This window comes from Thiorhodospira sibirica ATCC 700588 (genome assembly GCF_000227725.2).
GTDB classification, from domain to species: Bacteria; Pseudomonadota; Gammaproteobacteria; order Ectothiorhodospirales; family Ectothiorhodospiraceae; genus Thiorhodospira; species Thiorhodospira sibirica.
Window position 1 is genome coordinate 223,450 of record NZ_MU255056.1, and the last position, 17,838, is coordinate 241,287.

Genomic DNA, 17,838 nt, shown 5'->3' on the forward strand with positions numbered 1-17,838 from the left:
TCGTGGTTCACACGTGGCTTGCGCTACCTGATGCGCTGTCTGCAAAACGACCTGCCGCTGCCGGCTTTTCGTGCCCGTGAGTAAATTGATAGGTGGTAAGCCGCCCTCCCAAGGATCCCAGAGTGGCGGCGTTCTATAACGCCTTGTGCATCAGACCGAGCGCAGGGCGATGCGCAGGTATTGCAGCATGGACCACAGGGTGAGGGCGGCGGCGATATAGAGCAGGATCAGGCCGATTTCATAGATCGGTAGGCCAAACAGGGGGTGACCATAGAGCAAAAACAAAATGGCGATGATCTGCGCGGTGGTTTTGAGTTTGCCGATGAAGGAAACGGCGACTTTGGCGCTTTGACCGATTTGCGCCATCCATTCGCGCAGGGCGGAGATGGTGATCTCGCGGCCAATGATGATGACTGCCGCAATGGACAGCCAGGTACCGCCATGTTCGTCAACCAGCAAGACCAGGGCGGTTGCGACCATTAACTTATCGGCCACCGGGTCGAGAAAGGCGCCAAAATGCGATACCTGTCCGAGGCGGCGGGCCAGATAGCCATCCAGCCAGTCGGTAATACCCGCAAAGCCAAAGATCAAGGCGCTAACCGGCCCCGCCCAGGGGCTTGGCAGATAGTAGTAGGTGATCACAACCAGCGGGATCAGGGCAATGCGAAGCCAGGTTAAAAGATTTGGGATGTTTGCAGTCATATCGCTGTGCTGGGTGATGTCCTAAATGCAACGCCATGTAAGCGCCAAGGCAATGGCGCGGCGTGCCTAGTCTGGATGAAAGTGATCATGAATCTGTTGCGCCAGATGTTGACTGATACCTGGCACCTGGGAAAGTTCCTCGACCCCGGCCCGGCGAATCCCGCTTAATCCCCCAAAATGCCTCAGCAGCACAGCGCGCCGTTTGGGGCCAATGCCGGGGATGTGTTCCAGGGGCGAGTGCGTTTGCGCCCGGCGCTTGCGCTGACGATGACCGGTGAGGGCGAAACGATGCGCCTCATCACGCACCTGCTGGATCAAGTGCAGGGCCTGCGAATCCTGGGGCAGTATAGTGGGATGCTGGGCATCGCTCAACACCAGCCGTTCCAGACCGGGCCGTCGTCCTTCGCCTTTGGCCACTCCGACCACATAAACTCCGCTAACCGCCAGCGCATTCAAAACCGCGAGCGCTTCGCGCACCTGCCCACGGCCACCATCAATCAACAGCACATCCGGCAAACGCCCCTCGCCTGCGCTCAGGCGCCGGTAGCGGCGGCTCAGGGCCTGCTGCATGGCGGCATAATCATCGCCTGGGGTGATGCCTTCGATATTGAAACGTCGATAATCTGCTTTCACCGGGCCTTGCGGATCAAAGACCACGCAGGAGGCGACGGTGTATTCGCCCTGGGTGTGGCTGATGTCAAAGCATTCAATGCGCTGCACCGGTTGTGCCAGGCCCAACGCCTGCTCAAGTGCGGCAAAGCGTGCCGCCAGACTGTTTTGGCTGAGCAGTCGGGTCTGCAATGAGAGCTGGGCATTGTGCTGTGCCAGGGCAAGCCAGCGCGCCCGGGCACCGCGTACCTTCCAGGCAAGCTGCACTTTGGCACCGCGCTGCAGGCTGAGCATTTGACTGAGCAAAGTGGGGTCATCCGGTGCGGCATTGAGCAGAATCTGCGCCGGGGGCGGGTGGCTCAGATAATATTGGGCCATGAAGGCGGCCAGCAGGGCGGCGATGTGGGTGTCGTCCTGAATCAGTGGAAACAGGGCGCGGTTGCCGAGATTATAGCCGTTACGGATGGAAAACACCTGCACGCAGGCCGCGCCGGAGGCCAGATGGGCGGCAATAATATCCACATCCTGATCTTTGGCATTGATATATTGCTGTGCCGAAATCTGCCGCAGCTGGGCGATTTGATCCCGGTATCTGGCGGCGCGCTCAAATTCCAGCTGTGCCGAGGCGGTCTCCATGTGGGCAATCAGGCGCGTAATCACCTGCTGGCTCTGACCCTGCAGAAACTGCACCGCACTGGCGACATCGTGGCGGTAGTCCTCGGCGCTGATCAAGCTCACGCAAGGCGCAGAGCAGCGCTTGATCTGATGTTGCAGACAGGGGCGGGTACGATGCGCAAACTGGCTATCCTCACAGTCGCGCAGCAAAAACAGCTTTTGCAGCAGGCTTAAGCTTTCGCGTACCGCCGTGGCTGACGGATAAGGTCCGAAGGATTGCCCGCTGCGCCTGCGGGTGCCACGATACAGACTCAGGCGCGGATAAGCATGGGCGGACAGATAAATGAAGGGATAGCTTTTATCATCGCGCAGCAGCACGTTGTAGCGGGGACGATGCTGCTTGATCAGATTGCTTTCCAGCAGCAGGGCTTCCAGCTCGGTATGCGTCACCGAAATACTAATCTCGGCAATCCGCGCCACCATCGCACGGATGCGCGGGCTGTCGATCTGCGGGCGAAAATAGCTCGCCAGGCGTTTTTTCAGATTGCGCGCCTTGCCCACATACAACACCGTCCCTTCATGATCCAGCATGCGATAGACCCCCGGCTGCTCGGTCACATCCCGCAAAAAGCGGCGGTGATCAAAGGTCGGCACCGGGGCGGCGGTGGGGCACATGAAGCGCGCTATCCGTGCAGGTGCAGCACCTGATTGCTCAGGCGCACAAAATCTGCCACGCCAAGACGTTCAGCCCGCAGGCCCGGGTCCAGGCCAATCGCCTGCATGGCCGGGGTGGCGTTTGGAATCCGCTTCAAGGCATTGTGCAAGGTTTTGCGTCGCTGGGCAAAGGCCTGCTGCACCAGTTGCGCAAACTGGCGTTCATCCTCGGCCACGCAAGGCAGGCGGGCATAAGGCAGCAGGCGCACGACCGCTGAATCCACACGCGGCGGCGGGCGAAACGCGCCAGGGCCCACGCCAAACAGGGCCTCGACCTGGCAGCGATACTGCACCATCACGCTCAGGCGCCCATAATGCTCGCTCCCTGGTGCAGCGCTGAGACGATCCACCACCTCCTTTTGCAATAAAAAATGCATGTCCTTGATGTGCTGATGGCTGTCCAGCAGGTGAAACAGCAGGGGCGTGGAGATATTATAGGGCAGATTGCCCACCACGCGCAGCGCCGGCTGCAAGGCATCTGGCGTTGCCAGGCTGGAAAAATCAAAACGCAGGGCATCCTGTTGATGCACCCGCAAGTCCCCCAGATCGGCACATGCGGCCTGCAGCAGTGGAATCACATCACGGTCGAACTCCACCACCGTGAGCTGGCCGAGGGCTTCGAGCAAGGGGCGGGTAATGGCCCCCAATCCAGGGCCAATTTCCACCATGGTATCGCCGGGGCGCGGCGCAATGGCGGCAACGATACGGCGAATGCTATTGGCATCATGTAAAAAATGCTGGCCCAAGCGTTTGCGCGGTTTATGCTCCATCAGACAGGCTCCGGCGACTGTGACAGAGGCTGATGGCCAGCGCCAGGGCGTGTTGCAGGCTGCGGCTATCGGCCTGTCCGGTTCCCGCCAGTTCCAGGGCGGTGCCGTGATCGACCGAGGTGCGAATGATCGGCAGACCGAGAGTGACATTGACGGCCTGTCCAAATCCGGCATATTTGAGCACCGGCAGCCCCTGATCATGATACATCGCCAGCACCGCATCGGCCTGATTCAGTAAACGTGGGGTAAAGGCGGTATCTGCCGGTACCGGGCCGTGCAGGGACAGCCCTTGGGCCTGCAAGCGCTGAATTACGGGCGTGATAATCTCGATCTCCTCGCGGCCCAGATGACCGCTTTCCCCGGCATGGGGATTCAAGCCACACACCAGAATGCGTGGTTGCTTGATGCCAAAATAGGCGCATAAATCATGATGCAGGATCTGCAATACCGTTTCCAGCCGCGCTGCACAGAGCTGCTCACTGACCGCTTTGAGCGCGATATGGGTCGTGGCCAAGGCCACCCGCAATTCACCGGCTACCAGCATCATCACCGGCAGCCGCGCATGACACTGCTGCGCCAAAAACTCGGTATGCCCACTAAAGGCAATGCCCGCCTCGTTAATCACCGCCTTATTGACCGGGCCGGTGACCAGGGCATGAAACGCCCCCTGCAAGCAACCCTCAGCTGCCTGCCGCAAGGTCTGCAACACATAGCCTGCATTGGCAGGATTGAGCTGACCGACGCTGACCGGGGCCTGCAGGGGAATCGGCAGACACTGCAATACCCCCGCTGCATCCGCAGTAATGGGCATGGCCGGGTCATAGGGTTGTAGCGTCAGTGGCAGGCCCAGAATCTCAGCCCGCTGCTGTAACAGCGAAGGATCCGCCAGCACCACCCGCTGCGCGGGCGCAGGGTGTTGCGCCAGGGCGATGACAATATCTGCACCAATCCCGGCGGGTTCACCGGGCGTGATGGCAATACGAGGAATCAGGGACATAAGGGACTTTGAGGTTTTTCGTCGATGGTATTTCGCGCCTGGGAGTGGCGGCGGCTTCCCGCCGTCGCTTTTTTACAGCGGCATCTGTGAAGATGCCGCCACGTTAAATCAGCTAATCAAGGTTCCCGCTGCGATCAAAAATATCAGCGAAATCAGCGGAATGAGCAGGGCGACCACAAAAATATCACCGTAGGAATCGCGGTGGGTCAATTTGCAGATGGCCAGCAAGGTGATGATGGCCCCGTTGTGCGGCAGACTATCCAGGCCGCCCGTCGCCACCGCCGTGACGCGGTGCATCAGCTCCATGGAAATGCCTGCCGATTGCGCCATCGCCACATAATGATCGCCCAACGCCTGCAAGGCGATACTCATCCCGCCGGAGGCCGAGCCGGTAATCCCGGCAAGCACGTTCACCGAGACCGCCAGCGAAATCAGCGGATTATCCCCCCCGATGCCCAACACCCCGCTGCGGATCAGTTCAAAGGCAGCCAGCGCCGCAATCACCGCCCCAAAGCCTACCTGGCTGGCGGTATTGAAAATCGGCAACACCGAGGCATTGGCGCCACTGTCCAGCGTTTGACGCAGATCGGTTAAACGCTTCCAGTTCAGCGCCAATAACACCACAATCGCCACCACTAACGCGCAGATAATCGCCCAAATACCGCCAACGGCACTGATCGTCGTCGCGCCATATTGCGGATCGCCCAGATAATCGGTTTCCAGGCGCGGAATCACCTGCGTGGCAAACAGCAGATTGGCAAAAATCACCACTACAATCGGTGTGATCGCTATCCAAAAATTGGGGAACTGGTTTTCTGCCGGGCGTTGCGCTTCCAGCTCCATATAATCAAAGCCTTCCCCTTCGGCGTGCTCACGAATGCGTTTTTCGGGCAGCGCCGCCGGTGCTGCGTCATCGTGATGGCCATAGCCTTCATTGGCTGCGCGAGCCTTTTGCAGGCGATAGGAGAGCCACCACTGCCCCAGGCCAAACATCAGCATCGCGGTGAGAATCCCCAAGACCGGCGAAGCAAAGGCATTGGTGCCAAAGTAGGGAATCGGGATGGCGTTTTGAATCGCCGGCGTACCCGGCAAGGCGGTCATGGTGAAGGTAAAGGCCCCCAGCGCAATGGTGGCCGGAATCAAGCGCTTGGGAATATCTGCCTGACGAAACAGCGCCGCTGCAATGGGATACACCGCAAAGGCAACCACAAACAAAGACACCCCGCCATAGGTCAGCACCGCACACGACAACACCACCGCCAGAATCGCCCGCTGTTCACCCAAACGGGCAATAATCGCCCGGGCAATGGCCTGTGCCGAGCCGGAATCATCCATGAGCTTGCCAAAAATCGCCCCTAGCAAAAACAGGGGGAAATATTTCATGATGAAATCAGCCGTAGCCCCCATGAAAATCTGGGTATACGCCCCAAGCAGCGGCGTACCGCCGTTAAACAGCACCGCCACCAACGCCATCAACGGCGCCAGAATCAACACACTGACACCGCGATAGGCGAAAAAAATCAACAAACCCAACGCCAATAAAATGCCAAAAATACCAAGCATTACTGCAAATCCTCCTCGTAAACTGGCGCATGCCTGAATAGGATACCGCGCAACTGCGCATCCTAGCAGCAGCACCGGGCTGTCGCAAATAACACCCACAATAGTGTTAGGGAAGCTCTGAATAACTCCGCATTTTTGCGATAATTCACTCATCAGACAATCAATCGGTATTTGCCCCATGGATCAGATGAGCTTTGCTGACATTGAGTCCCAGAATAAGAAGCGCAAGACGCGACGTGAGCTGTTCCTTGAGCGAATGGACAGACACATTCCCTGGTCTGTGCTGGTCAAGAAGCTCAAGGCGCATTACTCCAAGGGGCGCGTTGGCCGTCCTCCATATCCCTTGGAGATGATGCTCCGGATTCATTGCATGCAGCGGTTCTACAACCTCAGTGATCCGGGGATGGAAGACGCGCTCTACGAAATCGAGAGCCTGCGCCGATTTGCAGGTCTGCGCCTTGGTGACCGGATCCCCGATGAAACACCCATCCTCAACGTTCGCCATTTTCTGGAGGAGGACCCGCGTGGTGAGAAGTTGTTTAAGGAAATCAACGCCTCCCTTGGCGATCATGATCTGATGCTGCGTGAAGGCCGTATGGTGGACGCCAGCATGATTGCTGCACCGAGCTCGACCAAAAACACCGACAACAAGCGCGACCCGGAGATGCATCAGACCAAGAAGGGCAATCAGTGGCACTTCGGCATGAAGGTGCATATCGGTGTTGACGATGAAATGGGGCTGATTCACCGCTTGGAAACCACCGCCGCCAATACGCATGACCGTGAAGTCAGCCATAAGCTACTTCACGGACACGAGCGTCGTGTCTTTGGTGAGGCAGGCTAGCGCGGTATTGAAAAACGCGCAAAACACAGCGAGCGCTCAGTGGATTGGTATATCGCTGAGCGAGCGGGTAAGCGCAAGGAATTTGACCCAGACAGCGCTCAAGCAAAGCTTGAAAAGCTCAAGGCTCAGATTCGCGCCAAGGTAGAGCATCCGTTTCGATACATCAAGCGCGTATTTGGCGACTCCAAGGTTCGCTACCGAGGCCAAGCGAAGAATCGCAACCGTTTTTACGGGCTGGCTGGCTTGACGAACCTGATGATCGCGCAGAAGTTGTTACCCGCATCGGGTTACTACGCCCGAAATCCGTCGATTAGGCGGTTTTCGGGCCAGAAAGCCGCGCACAATGGCCGAAATATGACCATAAATCGCAGTCAAATGATGCTGAGAAGCATTTGCGAGAATGGCGTGATTTCAAACCAGCGTTATTCAGACCTTCCTTAATCGTGGACGCACAAAGCGTCAAGAACGCAGACACCGCAGAACACAAAGGTTATGATGCGGGCAAGAAGGTTTCAGGCATCAAACGCCCTGTGGCGGTGGATACACAAGGTCTACCCCATGCCGTGGCGGTGACGACAGCCGAGGTCACAGATCGCCAAGGCGCCGTGCAAGCCTTGGCGCGCTGCAAGACGGGGCCAAGCGTGCTGGCCGACGGTGGCTATACCGGCCGACCCTTTGCCGAGCACGTGCAAAAGACCCTGGGCGAGCACGTGACCGTACAAATTGCCAAGCGCAGCGAATTGCATACCTTCAAGGTCATCCCCACGCGCTGGGTGGTAGAGCGCAGCTTCGCCTGGCTGGAAAAGCACCGGCGACTTTGGAAAAACGCTGAGCGCACGCTCAACACCCGCTCACCATTCATTCACCTGGCCTTCCTGGGCATCTTGCTTAAGAGACTTTGAACAGGTTCTAACCATTTCGGAGACATCGGCAGCTCAGGCATCGCGACAAAAGGCACCTCGATCACCTGCTCAACTGATGATTGTCAATACCCTGATAGCGCGATCGCCCTGGGTGGTGGCCCGTCGCTCCCCGATCCTGTTGCGTCAGTTCGTACAGGGCGAAAAACCGCTCGCGCGTGCGCGCATGCGGGGCTGTCAACGCCGCCTCCCGAAGGTCATCGGCGGTTTGGTTCCACTTGGCCAGATCCACTTTGAGCATCAACGCAACCCCTCTGGTCTGTCTGAATGACAGGGCGAGCCCACGGCGGCTCAGGTCACGTGGATAGCGTATCACAGAAATTACGCATCTCAGCCTGGACGTGGTTTAGATCCTGCTCCTAAAAACCTAAACAAAGTTGCTTATGCGATTTTTAGGCACTTCGCTCTCCGTTGATAACACCCTTGCGGGCGAGCAACTGGAGTCCTGATTGAGCAGTCCCAACCGAATGGCCGGTCAACACCGGCAACATGGGCGGTTTCAGCCGTCGAAACCCAGCTTGCGCCATAAAAGTGGCCTCGGCGTTCATCCTGAACAGAGAACAACTTTGCGATTCGACTTCGACCCCGACCATGGAACGCGAAACCTTCGCGCTTGTAGATAACCTATCTACAATGGAGAATTCTGATAAACAATGAAGAAAAAATCAAGAACTTTTTTTTGCTCCTTCTGATCATGGCTGGACACGCGGGCATAGACCACGGTGCGCCGCCCTGTGTCTTCCTCGGTCCGGAACATCTCGGGCCTAAGTTTCGCCAGGTCGTAACGGCGATGGCCGCCTGCGGTGTGCACAGGCACCAATCTGCCCGATGCTTCCCAGCGGCGCAGGGTCGTGATGGATACGCCCAGCGCTGAAGCCGCTTCTCCTATGCTTACTAAGCTTTTCATTTTGGAAATATTAGCATAGATATGAGTAAATCCTAAGCGAGCAGCTCAAGCCCATTGAGGGCCGCAGACTTATGCCTTGGATGGCAACATAGCACGCTTGTCCGTGCAGAGAAAGTGTGGGGCGCCGCTTGCTTTAAAGCGCCAAAAAACCCTAAAGTCACATCACGGGTGTACTGGATGTCTGTATCCAGGACACTTTGCTGCGCTGCTTTGCTGTCGCAGCGGTCTTTTAATGGAAAATCATGGTACATGCTTAATAAAACCTCTGTGACCGCAATTCGGGCGCTGGTCTATCTGGGGAGGTCGGCTTCTCCCGAGCCGATCCCGCCCATCCAGATTGCCAATGCCCTGGGGGCTTCGCCGGCGTATTTATCCAAGATTAACGCCCATTTGACCCGCGCCGGAATTTTGCAGGCACATCGTGGGATCAAAGGCGGCGTTACGCTGGCGCGTCTGCCTTCTGAGATTAGCCTGCTGCACATTGTCGAGGCCTGTCAGGGGCGCATTCTGGGAGATTATTGTCAGCCCTATGATGACACCAGCGCGGTGTGTGCCTTTCATGCGGCCATGCAGGAGTTACAACACAGCATTTTAGCGACCTTAAGTCGCTGGACGCTGGCCGATATTCTGGAAAAACCCCAGCCGGATGCGCATTTGCGGGCGCATGTCAAATGCTGTATGGGGCCTGATCCCTTTAGATCTCCGACCTCCAAATAGGCCAGTGAGTATGTATATCGGCCGTTTTGCCCCTTCACCGACCGGGCCTTTGCATGTTGGCTCATTGGTGGCTGCCGTGGCCTCGTTTCTGGATGCGCGCCGTCATCAGGGGCTGTGGTATGTGCGCATGGAAGACGTGGATTGCCTGCGCGAGGTCCCCGGTGCCGCTGATGCTATCCTACGGGCGCTGACGGTGTACGGCTTGCAGTGGGATGGGAGCGTGCTCTATCAGAGTCAGCGCCTGGATGCCTATGCCGAGGCTTTGGCGCAGCTACAACAGCGCGGTTTGGCCTATGCCTGCGGCTGTAGTCGCCGCGAGATTGCCGCCCAGGCCCGCCAAGGCGCTGAGGGTCTGATTTATCCGGGGTGGTGTCGCCACGGCGTAAAAGCTGGCAAGCTCGGGCGAGCCATTCGGGTGCGCACCGAGGATGCGCCAGTGCATTTTAGGGATCGTCTGCAGGGCGAGGTCGTGCAGTGCGTATCGCATGAGGTCGGGGATTTTGTGTTGCGTCGAGCGGATGGTTTGTTTGCCTATCAGCTGGCCGTCGTGGTGGATGATGCCTACCAGGGCATCACCCATGTGGTGCGCGGCCTGGATTTGCTCTATAACACCCCGCGCCAGCTGTATTTACAAGCGTTATTGGGTTATGCCACCCCGCAGTATCTGCATCATCCGCTGGTTTTGGGCAATGATGGGCGCAAATTGTCCAAACAACACCGGGCACCGGCGCTATGCCTTGAACAGCCCGTGCCGCAGCTGTGTCAGGCGCTGGGTTTTCTGGGCTACCGCCTGCCCCGCGAAGCAGCGGATATGAACCCACCGACACTTCTTGCCTGGGCGCTGACTCAGGCCGATCCGCTCCGGTCGGATTAACGCTCAATAGATGCATACGCCAGACCCTGCAGCAAGCGGTTAGCCAGCAGGCCGCTGAACAGGCCAAAGATCAGCGCCATGGTTAACAGGGGCGGCAATGTTTTCAAAAAGGCGCTGTGCGGAATCAGCACCCAAAAGGCCAGGGCAAACTGTCCGCTCATGTGTGCCAGCGATGCCATCACGCAAAGGCCCAGCGCGCTGACGCGCCCGGATAACAGGCGCCATAACAACCCCAGCATCACCAGACTGGCCAAAGCTCCTGCCAGACTGAGCCAAAAGGTCGGGGTCATGAAGGTGCCGATGATCAGGCTACCCGCCAACACCCGCAACAGGCTAACCCACAGGGCAATGCGCCAGCCAAACAGCATGAGCACCACCACCGTCACCACATTGGCCAAGCCCGGCTTCATTCCCGGCAGGGGGGTGGGGATGATGCTTTCGAGCACATGGATGGCAATCGCCAAGGCGCTAAGCCAGGCAATCAGGTGATCTTCGCGGGTCGTCTGGATAGACGGCGGGGTGGACATTGCGTTTTGCCGGGCCGGGCATCCATGCCCTGCGTGCTCGCATAGCGCGTTAGCTGCGCCGAGAACGCGGCGGACGGGTGGCTTTGGCGGGCAAACGCGCCGGGCGCGGTGGGCGCAGACCAGCGGCTTGATACAGCGTGCGCAGTTCAGCTGGTTCCAGCTCACGCCAGCGGCCAAGATACAAGGCCGCGCCGAGCTGGATGGGTCCATAGCGAATGCGGATCAGGCGACTGACCGTGACCCCCTGCGATTCCCACAGACGGCGGACCTCACGTTGCCGCCCTTCCTTGATCACCACATGATACCAGTGATTCGCGCCGCTTCCGCCGGCTTCCGCGATGGATTCAAACTGCGCCGGGCCATCGTCAAGCGTAACCCCATTGAGCAGATTTTGCAGCGCACCGGGTTCCACCTGCCCCAGCACCCGCACCGCATATTCACGCTCAATGCCGGTGGAAGGATGCATCAAGCGGTGCGCCAGTTCGCCATCGGTGGTAAATAACAAAAGCCCGGCGGTGTTGATGTCCAGACGTCCGACGGCAATCCAGCGCCCATTGCGCAGGCGCGGCAGATGCTCAAACACGGTCGTGCGTTCTTGCGGGTCAGCACGGGTAGTCACTTCGCCCTCGGGTTTGTGATACACAATCACCCGCTGCTCAGGACGACGCGGCTTGATGACTTCACCGCGCAGCGTGATCTCATCCTCCAGACTGGCAGTCTGCCCCAATTTCGCCACCCGGCCATTGACGGTAATCAGACCCTCTGCAATCCAGCGCTCAATCTCGCGGCGCGAACCCACACCCGCATGGGCCAATAATTTATGAATACGTTCGCTCAAAGCTATTTAACCTTTTGATTTTAAAATGTGGGCCTGAGCCACCGGCACCGATGACATCCGGGCTTATCTCACAACATCCATCAATTTCTCAAAGTTGTCCACGACATCATATTTCACATTGTCAGGCGCGAAGCGGCGGTTCATCTCATCGAAGAACTTGCGCGCACATTTAATCTTGGTTCTCTCGATCTCGCGCAGATCCATTGAGGACATCGAGCCTTTGGTTTCCGCCACGAAGTAAATGTGCTTCACCGCGCCTTCCTTGAACGAAATGGCCCAGTCGGTGTTGTAATCGCCCACCGGCGTCGGAATCAGGAAGCCACGCGGCAGCTTGGCGTAAACGATCACCTCGGCGCAGGTGTCCAGTTCGTTCACGAACTCGCGTTCAACCTTGGAATCGGTCAGCACGTAGTCGTAGATGTGGCGCTGGAGCACGCTCCCGGCGCGGCTAAAATCCTGCTTGCTTTGCCCGGCGGTGAAGATGTCCAAATCGAACCTGTCTTCGACCGGGTCGTAGGCCAAATGCTCAATGATCATCGTCGCTTTCTGCTCATTGATCAGCTGAATCGCCTTGGCAATGAAGCTCTCCGGGTTGGTCTTGAACTGCGCAAATACGTCGGCGTTAAGCCCCTTGAGAATCTCGGCCACCGTGCGCCGCGTCAACTGGGTGCCGTCACTCACTTTGCCGATGAGATCATACTTGACGGCGGAATGGATTGAGGCCGGGTTGGGCGTCGTCTCGCTAACCTTCAATGCAAAGGCATGGCCGCGCTTGATCTCATCATAGCTTATGGCGGCGGCTTGTTCACCGTGCTGGATAGTGTACTGCAACGGGGTGACACGCAGCCCGATCTCTTTGTCGTTAAGCGTGTTGAGCGCCTTTTGCACCAACTCGTTGGAGTCAAAATCAACGCTGTAGGCCGCCTTGCGATTGATCCGGTTCCAGAGTTCCTTGAACGCCTGCTTCTCGAAATTGGCATTGAGCGGGTTCTTCTTGGACTTGCGGTCGTCGCCAATCTCGGGCAACTGGCTTTCGCTGAACACACTGTCAATCAACTGGAAAACCTGCTCGGCATAAGAACCTGTTCAAAGTCTCTTGAGCAAAAGGCACAGGAAGGCCAAGTGAACGAATGGTAAGCGGGTGTTGAGCGTGCGCTCAGCGTTTTTCCAAAGTCGCCGGTGCTTTTCCAGCCAGGCGAAGCTGCGCTCTACCACCCAGCGCGTGGGGATGACCTTGAAGGTATGCAATTCGCTGCGCTTGGCGATGTGTACGGTCACGTGCTCGCCCAGGGTCTTTTGCACGTGCTCGGCAAAGGGTCGGCCGGTATAGCCACCGTCGGCCAGCACGCTTGGCACACAACCCAACCCCGTCTTGCAGCGCGCCAAGGCTTGCACGGCGCCTTGGCGATCTGTGACCTCGGCTGTCGTCACCGCCACGGCATGGGGTAGACCTTGTGTATCCACCGCCACAGGGCGTTTGATGCCTGAAACCTTCTTGCCCGCATCATAACCTTTGTGTTCTGCGGTGTCTGCGTTCTTGACGCTTTGTGCGTCCACGATTAACCGCGTGGGACTGGCATTGCGCCCCTGTTTTTTGCGGGCTGCGCTCACCTGATTTTTTTAAAGCCTGCTCCAGCAGGCTGCCGCCTTCGCGCGGCTCACTCCAGATCGTGAAAGAGTGATGCACTGTGCGCCATTTCGGATACTCGCTTGGCAAGGCTCGCCACTGACAACCCGTACCTAGCCGATACAGCACCGCACAGAATACATCGTACAGATCCACCCGCCGGGGGGCCGTCTTCTTGCGTCCACTTTCCAGTAAGGCACGAATCTGCTCGAACGGCTCTCGACGGAGGTCACTGGGATAGGTATGTCTCATCTTGCTATTGTCGGCTATTTTTAGAAGGCTTTGAACAGGTTTTTATACGCATGATGCACCCGGAGATTATCCAGGATCAGGAAAATCTTCTGGTCACAGCGCTTGACCAGACGCTTCATGAAGTCAATCAGAAGACCCGCATGCAGAGTGCCTTCATAAATTCGGAAACGCACCTTGCCGCGATGGGGCAACGCCTGGCGTGCACCTCATCAGTGCCTTCACGAGCCGTGCCCGTTGGGTGTTGGCCCAGCAAAAGGTCGGAGAGAAAACCCATGAAATCACGGCGATTCCGGATCTCCTCGGGCTCCTGGATCTACACGGAGCGACCGTGAGCCTGGATGCCATGGGCTGCCAAAAAGCGATTGCCCGCACCCTCGTGCAAGGTGGGGCCGACTACGTCCTGGCGTTGAAAGATAACCATCCGAGGCTGCACGCGGAAGTGACGCAGTGGCTCGATTATGAAACGGCTCGTCCTCAGCGAGCGCATTGAATGGCTTGAGGAGCGCGCCGCGTGGGCCGGACTCAAGGCGGTGGGACGGGTGGAGTCCACCCGCCTTATCGGCGATCACTCCAGCACCGAAACACGCGAATTCCTCTGCGCGTTCACGGAGCTGCCGCGCTTCGCCGCCGCGGTGCGCCAGCATTGGAGTATCGAGAATCAACCGCATTGGATTCTGGATGTCCAGTTTGGCGAAGAGGCCTGTCGCACCCGCCGCGACCATAGCCCCGAGAATCTGGCCCTGCTGCGTCGTATGGCGCTCAACCTCTTGAGCCACAATGGGCCACCGAAGGACAGTCTGCGCCAGCGAAAACTGCGCGCCGCGCTCAACGACAACTACCGGCTGGAGCTACTGCTCGGCGAACACAATAGGGAAACTACATAGCGCGATCGCCCTGGCACCTCAGCCCTGCCAACTATCATTGCTCATGGCAAACGCTGGCAAACCGCTGATCTATCGACTCGCGCTGGATGCGTCGTGCGGCACCCATTAAAAGCCCCGTCGCTTCAGGGCGTGGATGGATAGCGCCCGCGCCTGGCGGCTCGATGCCGCCAACCGACCGTGCCCGGCGCATTTTTCCTGCGTGCGGGGCGGTTTCTTTGGTCATTCAGGGACATCAAGCCATGTCCTAACGGCGGGGCGGGTCTTCATCGTCTTTGGCGGTGTAGTCACCTTCGATGATCCGGCCACCGGCAGGAGGCCGTCGGGGTCCGCCGTGACTGCGCATGGAATGCACCACCACGCTGGAACGGCTCAATAGCCAGCCTGCCATCGCCTGGCGCACGGGAGGAATCAGACAGGCAAAACCGACGGCATCGGTAAAAAAACCCGGCGTTAACAGTAAAACCCCACCAACCAGCAAAAACATCGCCTCCAGCAAGGCCAGACCAGGCAACTGGCCTTGATCCACACTGCGCTGCAGGCGCTGAAGGGTAGCCAGTCCCTGTTGTTTGAGCATCACCGCGCCGATGATGGCGGTCAGCACAATCAGGCCAATGGTGGCCCAGGCGCCAATCATGCCGCCGATTTTTAATAGCAAAAAGACCTCAAGCAGAGGTACGAGAAGAAACACAAGGGCGATCAGGGGTAAGGGCATGACAATCGGGCCGCGTGGTTAGGGTTGATGGAAATCCGCCTGTTGTTGCAGGCGATAGAGTAAAAGACGCAACATATCGCGCTGCATATCCTCGCGCAACAGCCGTTCCTGTTCAGATTGCCCCAGCACCCCGGCAGGATCGTGGGCATATTCGCGGCTGACGCTAAGCTGTTCGGTGCGTACACGCTGGACAGTGGGCAAAGGACTCACCGCATAGGTCAGCACCGTGGTGATTTCATACTCGCTGACCCGCGCATCGCGTCCGACCGATAAGACTCGCCGATGCTCCTTGAGGCTTTGCATCTGCAGCCGCACCCGTGCTTGATCTGCGTGATCGGTCAGCTGCACACCATGCGCCCGCAACAGCGTCAGCAGCTCGCGGCGCAAAGGATCATGAACCTCCAGACCCGTCACCTGCAAAGGTTGCAGATGGGCCGGAAATTCCACTGTGCCGCGCAGCTGAAAACCACAGCCTGTCACGCTCCACAGCACAAGCCCCAAAAGCAGCAGTAAGGCTGGGTGCCGCTTGCGCGGCTGTAACCGCAATGAAGTCACTAAGCCAGAATGCATCTGATGGCTAATCCAGGGTATGCGCCAGCGTTTGCAGATATTGCCTGAAGTCCTCACTCAGTTCAGGGTGCTTGAGGGCATATTCCACCGTCGCCTCCAGATAACCCAGCTTGCTGCCACAATCGTAGCGCTTGCCCTGGAAGCGATATGCCAACACCGACTCCTTTTCCAGCAAGGCGGCAATCGCATCGGTTAGCTGAATCTCGCCACCGGCACCGGGCCGGGTATTTTCCAGAAGCTCAAAGATACGCGGCGAGAGCACATAGCGCCCCACCACGGCCATATTGGAGGGGGCGTCCTCGGGGGCCGGTTTTTCAACAATGGCCTGCACCCGCCACAAATCGTCTTCCAGCGTCTCGGGGGTCACAATGCCATATTTATGGGTTTCGTTGGGGGGCACATCTTCAACGCCCAAAACGCTGGCATGGTGCTTTTCATAGACCTCGACCATCTGCGTGAGCGCCCCGCCTGCACTACCGCCATCGACCAGGTCATCGGCAAGAATCACCGCAAATGGCTCATAACCCACCACCGGACGGGCGCACAGCACCGCATGTCCCAAGCCCAGCGCCTCGGCCTGGCGGATGTACACACAGGACACATGCGGTGGCAAAATATCCCGGACAATATCCAGCATCTTCAGCTTGCCGCGCTCCTGCAACTCGCTTTCCAGTTCGTAGGCTTTATCAAAATGATCCGGGATGGCGCGTTTATTGCGCCCGGTGACAAAAATCAAGACATCAATCCCTGCTGCCACCGCCTCCTCAGCGGCATATTGAATCAGTGGCTTGTCAACAATGGGTAACATTTCTTTGGGATTGGCTTTGGTCGCGGGCAAAAAGCGCGTTCCCATGCCAGCGACCGGAAAAACGGCTTTACGAATCTTTTTCTGCATGTAGATATCTTTGGGTAATTGGTTAAACGAAGCCTCTATCTTAGCACGCAAGCCACGAAAAGACCCCGCCATGTGGATGGAGGTGATCCGGGAGCCCCCAAAGTCGAAGCACGTCAGGCACCAACGGTCAAGGAGCTGTGTGTAAAGTTCATGGAGGACTATTGTTACTAAAAACCTAAACAAAGTAGGCGTTACACACTTGAGGAAAAAAGCGTTAAAAAAAATGAATACTGCAAAAATGCACTGAAAAAAATGATATCCAGTTTTTGATCGCCACTTCGCGAACATATCGTTGTACGGAGGCTGTTAAAGTGTCGCCAACACGCGAATCACCGCCTGCCCACGATGCGTTTAGATGGTTATTGACTCCACTAGAACTAATTTTGGTAGTCCTGTAAATAGTAGTGTTGAATGTGGTAAGATGTAGAGGTGATGGGTTCTAAAGAGTAAAAAGCCATGCAGCGTCCTTCGTGTCATTCAGATTATGTGATTAAAAATGGCCGTATCCATAACCACACGCCGAAATTCGCGTGCAAGGCGTGTGGTCGACAATTTGTCGAAAATCCCCAAAATCGAATTAGTGAGGATAAAAAAGCGCTCATTGATAAGCTCTTATTGGAAAGAATTTCACTAGCCGGTTGAGCGGATCACAGACGAAGCTCCATTCGCCGTGTGGATCGGTGTCCACGGTGGCGGCGATGTGGGCCACGAAGTCAGCTTCGGTGCGGGTGTCGCCGATGGAGGGAGTGATTATAAGCCCGGTGGCGACCTCGAAATGGGCGATCAGAGTCTGAGTACCGTGGCGTTTGTACGCGAACGCCACGGCCTCGGGATGGCCGGGCTGCATCGGGTGAGACGGGTGGATCGCCTCTATGGCCTGGATGCCGGTTTTCTCGTCCACCGCGATGAGATGAACCTCTTGTTCATGCAACGGCGTTGCCTGATGGTACCGCGTACAGACCGTGCGAACCTCCTGACGGAAGGTAGCCTCATCGGTGATGTGGGGATTGAGCCCGTAGCGGGTGCGATGCGGTTTAAGATCCGCCTGATTTTAAAAAACGACCAATGCTGCTGGCCGAGATTGAGGTCACCATGCCGCGTGCGATGCGCTCGCGCGCCAGATCCTGGCGTGTCCAGTGGGTCAACGGCGGCGGTGGCTGCTCACACGCCCGCGCGGTGATCTGGCAAAATCTGCGCGGCGGGTCGGACAAGAGCTGCTCGACCTCGGCACGCAAACGCTTGGGCTGACCGGCCACAGCGGTAAGCACGGCGCTGGCCTGCGACCAGCGCCGTCGCCACAG

General features: G+C 57.7%; 17 protein-coding genes and 6 pseudogenes. 6 read left to right on the top strand and 17 right to left on the bottom strand.

Annotated features, from left to right (window positions below; all coding sequences use genetic code 11):
* Positions 1–150: 150 nt before the first annotated feature.
* The 5 genes from pgsA to THISIDRAFT_RS01175 form a co-directional block, all read right to left on the bottom strand.
* Positions 151–702: a CDP-diacylglycerol--glycerol-3-phosphate 3-phosphatidyltransferase gene (gene pgsA, locus THISIDRAFT_RS01155; RefSeq protein WP_006788736.1), complete on the bottom strand. Its 552-nt coding sequence runs from the start codon at positions 700–702 to the stop codon at positions 151–153.
* Between the two features lie 66 nt (positions 703–768).
* Positions 769–2,601, bottom strand: a complete 1,833-nt coding sequence (uvrC, locus tag THISIDRAFT_RS01160; RefSeq protein WP_006788735.1) for an excinuclease ABC subunit UvrC — start codon at positions 2,599–2,601, stop codon at positions 769–771.
* An 8-nt stretch (positions 2,602–2,609) separates the two neighbouring features.
* Entirely contained in the window at positions 2,610–3,410 is an 801-nt protein-coding gene (rsmA, locus tag THISIDRAFT_RS01165; RefSeq protein ID WP_006788734.1) for a 16S rRNA (adenine(1518)-N(6)/adenine(1519)-N(6))-dimethyltransferase RsmA, read from the bottom strand.
* Positions 3,400–4,407 carry a 4-hydroxythreonine-4-phosphate dehydrogenase PdxA gene (gene pdxA, locus THISIDRAFT_RS01170; RefSeq protein WP_006788733.1) on the bottom strand — a complete coding sequence of 336 codons (1,008 nt, stop codon included), beginning with the start codon at positions 4,405–4,407 and terminating at the stop codon, positions 3,400–3,402. Before pdxA ends, rsmA begins: the two co-directional genes overlap by 11 nt.
* A 108-nt stretch (positions 4,408–4,515) precedes the next feature.
* Entirely contained in the window at positions 4,516–5,970 is a 1,455-nt protein-coding gene (locus THISIDRAFT_RS01175) for a GntP family permease (protein WP_006788732.1), read from the bottom strand.
* Positions 5,971–6,148: 178 nt separating this feature from the next.
* Between THISIDRAFT_RS01175 and THISIDRAFT_RS01180 the strand changes: the two are divergent.
* Together THISIDRAFT_RS01180 and THISIDRAFT_RS01185 are read left to right on the top strand one after the other, a co-directional pair.
* Positions 6,149–7,099: pseudogene (locus THISIDRAFT_RS01180) on the top strand (IS5 family transposase); the annotation flags it as partial.
* Between the two features lie 152 nt (positions 7,100–7,251).
* Positions 7,252–7,716: pseudogene (locus tag THISIDRAFT_RS01185) on the top strand (IS5 family transposase); the annotation flags it as partial.
* Between the two features lie 61 nt (positions 7,717–7,777).
* Here THISIDRAFT_RS01185 and THISIDRAFT_RS01190 read toward each other — a convergent pair.
* Together THISIDRAFT_RS01190 and THISIDRAFT_RS01195 are read right to left on the bottom strand one after the other, a co-directional pair.
* A complete protein-coding gene (locus tag THISIDRAFT_RS01190) occupies positions 7,778–7,975 on the bottom strand; it encodes a hypothetical protein (RefSeq protein ID WP_006788713.1) in 198 nt (65 codons plus the stop codon).
* A 417-nt stretch (positions 7,976–8,392) separates the two neighbouring features.
* A pseudogene (locus tag THISIDRAFT_RS01195) lies at positions 8,393–8,641 on the bottom strand (IS607 family transposase); the annotation flags it as partial.
* A gap of 249 nt (positions 8,642–8,890) precedes the next feature.
* On the opposite strand from THISIDRAFT_RS01195, the gene THISIDRAFT_RS01200 reads away from it, so the two are divergent.
* Both THISIDRAFT_RS01200 and gluQRS read left to right on the top strand, forming a co-directional pair.
* On the top strand, positions 8,891–9,358 hold the full coding sequence (locus THISIDRAFT_RS01200; RefSeq protein ID WP_006788710.1) for an RrF2 family transcriptional regulator: 468 nt from the start codon (positions 8,891–8,893) through the stop codon (positions 9,356–9,358).
* 10 nt (positions 9,359–9,368) lie between these two features.
* Entirely contained in the window at positions 9,369–10,232 is an 864-nt protein-coding gene (gene gluQRS, locus THISIDRAFT_RS01205) for a tRNA glutamyl-Q(34) synthetase GluQRS (RefSeq protein WP_006788709.1), read from the top strand.
* On the opposite strand, the gene THISIDRAFT_RS01210 is transcribed toward gluQRS, so the two are convergent.
* From THISIDRAFT_RS01210 to THISIDRAFT_RS01230, 5 genes are all read right to left on the bottom strand, one after another.
* On the bottom strand, positions 10,229–10,759 hold the full coding sequence (locus THISIDRAFT_RS01210; protein WP_006788708.1) for a Gx transporter family protein: 531 nt from the start codon (positions 10,757–10,759) through the stop codon (positions 10,229–10,231). The two genes, gluQRS and THISIDRAFT_RS01210, sit on opposite strands and share 4 nt — an antisense overlap.
* A gap of 49 nt (positions 10,760–10,808) precedes the next feature.
* Positions 10,809–11,597, bottom strand: a complete 789-nt coding sequence (gene rluB, locus THISIDRAFT_RS01215) for a 23S rRNA pseudouridine(2605) synthase RluB (RefSeq protein ID WP_006788707.1) — start codon at positions 11,595–11,597, stop codon at positions 10,809–10,811.
* A gap of 63 nt (positions 11,598–11,660) precedes the next feature.
* Positions 11,661–12,641: a restriction endonuclease gene (locus THISIDRAFT_RS01220; RefSeq protein WP_217159298.1), complete on the bottom strand. Its 981-nt coding sequence runs from the start codon at positions 12,639–12,641 to the stop codon at positions 11,661–11,663.
* 42 nt (positions 12,642–12,683) lie between these two features.
* Positions 12,684–13,476, bottom strand: a protein-coding gene (locus tag THISIDRAFT_RS01225; RefSeq protein WP_221913930.1) for an IS5 family transposase whose coding sequence is annotated in 2 segments (ribosomal slippage) — positions 12,684–13,218 and positions 13,217–13,476 — 795 coding nt in all. Because the reading frame shifts where the segments join, the coding sequence is not laid out codon by codon here.
* Between the two features lie 20 nt (positions 13,477–13,496).
* Entirely contained in the window at positions 13,497–13,667 is a 171-nt protein-coding gene (locus THISIDRAFT_RS01230) for a transposase (RefSeq protein ID WP_221913931.1), read from the bottom strand.
* 47 nt (positions 13,668–13,714) lie between these two features.
* Here THISIDRAFT_RS01230 and THISIDRAFT_RS01240 point away from each other — a divergent pair.
* Positions 13,715–14,360, top strand: a pseudogene (locus THISIDRAFT_RS01240) (ISAs1 family transposase).
* Between the two features lie 244 nt (positions 14,361–14,604).
* Here the strand turns inward: THISIDRAFT_RS01240 and THISIDRAFT_RS01245 are convergent.
* The 3 genes from THISIDRAFT_RS01245 to galU are packed head-to-tail and all read right to left on the bottom strand — an operon-like array spanning position 14,605 to position 16,537.
* Positions 14,605–15,048: an FxsA family protein gene (locus THISIDRAFT_RS01245; protein WP_246585297.1), complete on the bottom strand. Its 444-nt coding sequence runs from the start codon at positions 15,046–15,048 to the stop codon at positions 14,605–14,607.
* Between the two features lie 42 nt (positions 15,049–15,090).
* A complete protein-coding gene (locus THISIDRAFT_RS01250; protein ID WP_006788809.1) occupies positions 15,091–15,642 on the bottom strand; it encodes an LPS-assembly lipoprotein LptE in 552 nt (183 codons plus the stop codon).
* A gap of 7 nt (positions 15,643–15,649) precedes the next feature.
* Complete coding sequence (gene galU, locus THISIDRAFT_RS01255) at positions 15,650–16,537, bottom strand: UTP--glucose-1-phosphate uridylyltransferase GalU (protein ID WP_040853401.1); 888 nt, start codon at positions 16,535–16,537, stop codon at positions 15,650–15,652.
* Between the two features lie 456 nt (positions 16,538–16,993).
* Between galU and THISIDRAFT_RS14585 the strand changes: the two are divergent.
* Positions 16,994–17,176, top strand: a pseudogene (locus tag THISIDRAFT_RS14585) (IS1/IS1595 family N-terminal zinc-binding domain-containing protein); the annotation flags it as partial.
* Here the strand turns inward: THISIDRAFT_RS14585 and THISIDRAFT_RS01260 are convergent.
* On the bottom strand, positions 17,136–17,468 hold the full coding sequence (locus tag THISIDRAFT_RS01260; protein ID WP_006788812.1) for a transposase: 333 nt from the start codon (positions 17,466–17,468) through the stop codon (positions 17,136–17,138). The pseudogene THISIDRAFT_RS14585 and the gene THISIDRAFT_RS01260 sit on opposite strands and share 41 nt — an antisense overlap.
* Before the next feature lie 103 nt (positions 17,469–17,571).
* A pseudogene (locus THISIDRAFT_RS01265) lies at positions 17,572–17,838 on the bottom strand (helix-turn-helix domain-containing protein); the annotation flags it as partial.

Excerpts from the sequence above, each read along its gene's own strand:
- THISIDRAFT_RS01200 (WP_006788710.1), top strand. The coding sequence starts at position 8,891 with ATGCTTAATAAAACCTCTGTGACCGCAATTCGGGCGCTGGTCTATCTG.
- THISIDRAFT_RS01210 (WP_006788708.1), bottom strand. The coding sequence starts at position 10,759 with ATGTCCACCCCGCCGTCTATCCAGACGACCCGCGAAGATCACCTGATT.
- galU (WP_040853401.1), bottom strand. The coding sequence starts at position 16,537 with ATGCAGAAAAAGATTCGTAAAGCCGTTTTTCCGGTCGCTGGCATGGGA.
- pdxA (WP_006788733.1), bottom strand. The coding sequence starts at position 4,407 with ATGTCCCTGATTCCTCGTATTGCCATCACGCCCGGTGAACCCGCCGGG.
- uvrC (WP_006788735.1), bottom strand. The coding sequence starts at position 2,601 with ATGTGCCCCACCGCCGCCCCGGTGCCGACCTTTGATCACCGCCGCTTT.
- rsmA (WP_006788734.1), bottom strand. The coding sequence starts at position 3,410 with ATGGAGCATAAACCGCGCAAACGCTTGGGCCAGCATTTTTTACATGAT.
- THISIDRAFT_RS01175 (WP_006788732.1), bottom strand. The coding sequence starts at position 5,970 with ATGCTTGGTATTTTTGGCATTTTATTGGCGTTGGGTTTGTTGATTTTT.
- gluQRS (WP_006788709.1), top strand. The coding sequence starts at position 9,369 with ATGTATATCGGCCGTTTTGCCCCTTCACCGACCGGGCCTTTGCATGTT.
- pgsA (WP_006788736.1), bottom strand. The coding sequence starts at position 702 with ATGACTGCAAACATCCCAAATCTTTTAACCTGGCTTCGCATTGCCCTG.
- THISIDRAFT_RS01190 (WP_006788713.1), bottom strand. The coding sequence starts at position 7,975 with ATGCTCAAAGTGGATCTGGCCAAGTGGAACCAAACCGCCGATGACCTT.
- THISIDRAFT_RS01250 (WP_006788809.1), bottom strand. The coding sequence starts at position 15,642 with ATGCATTCTGGCTTAGTGACTTCATTGCGGTTACAGCCGCGCAAGCGG.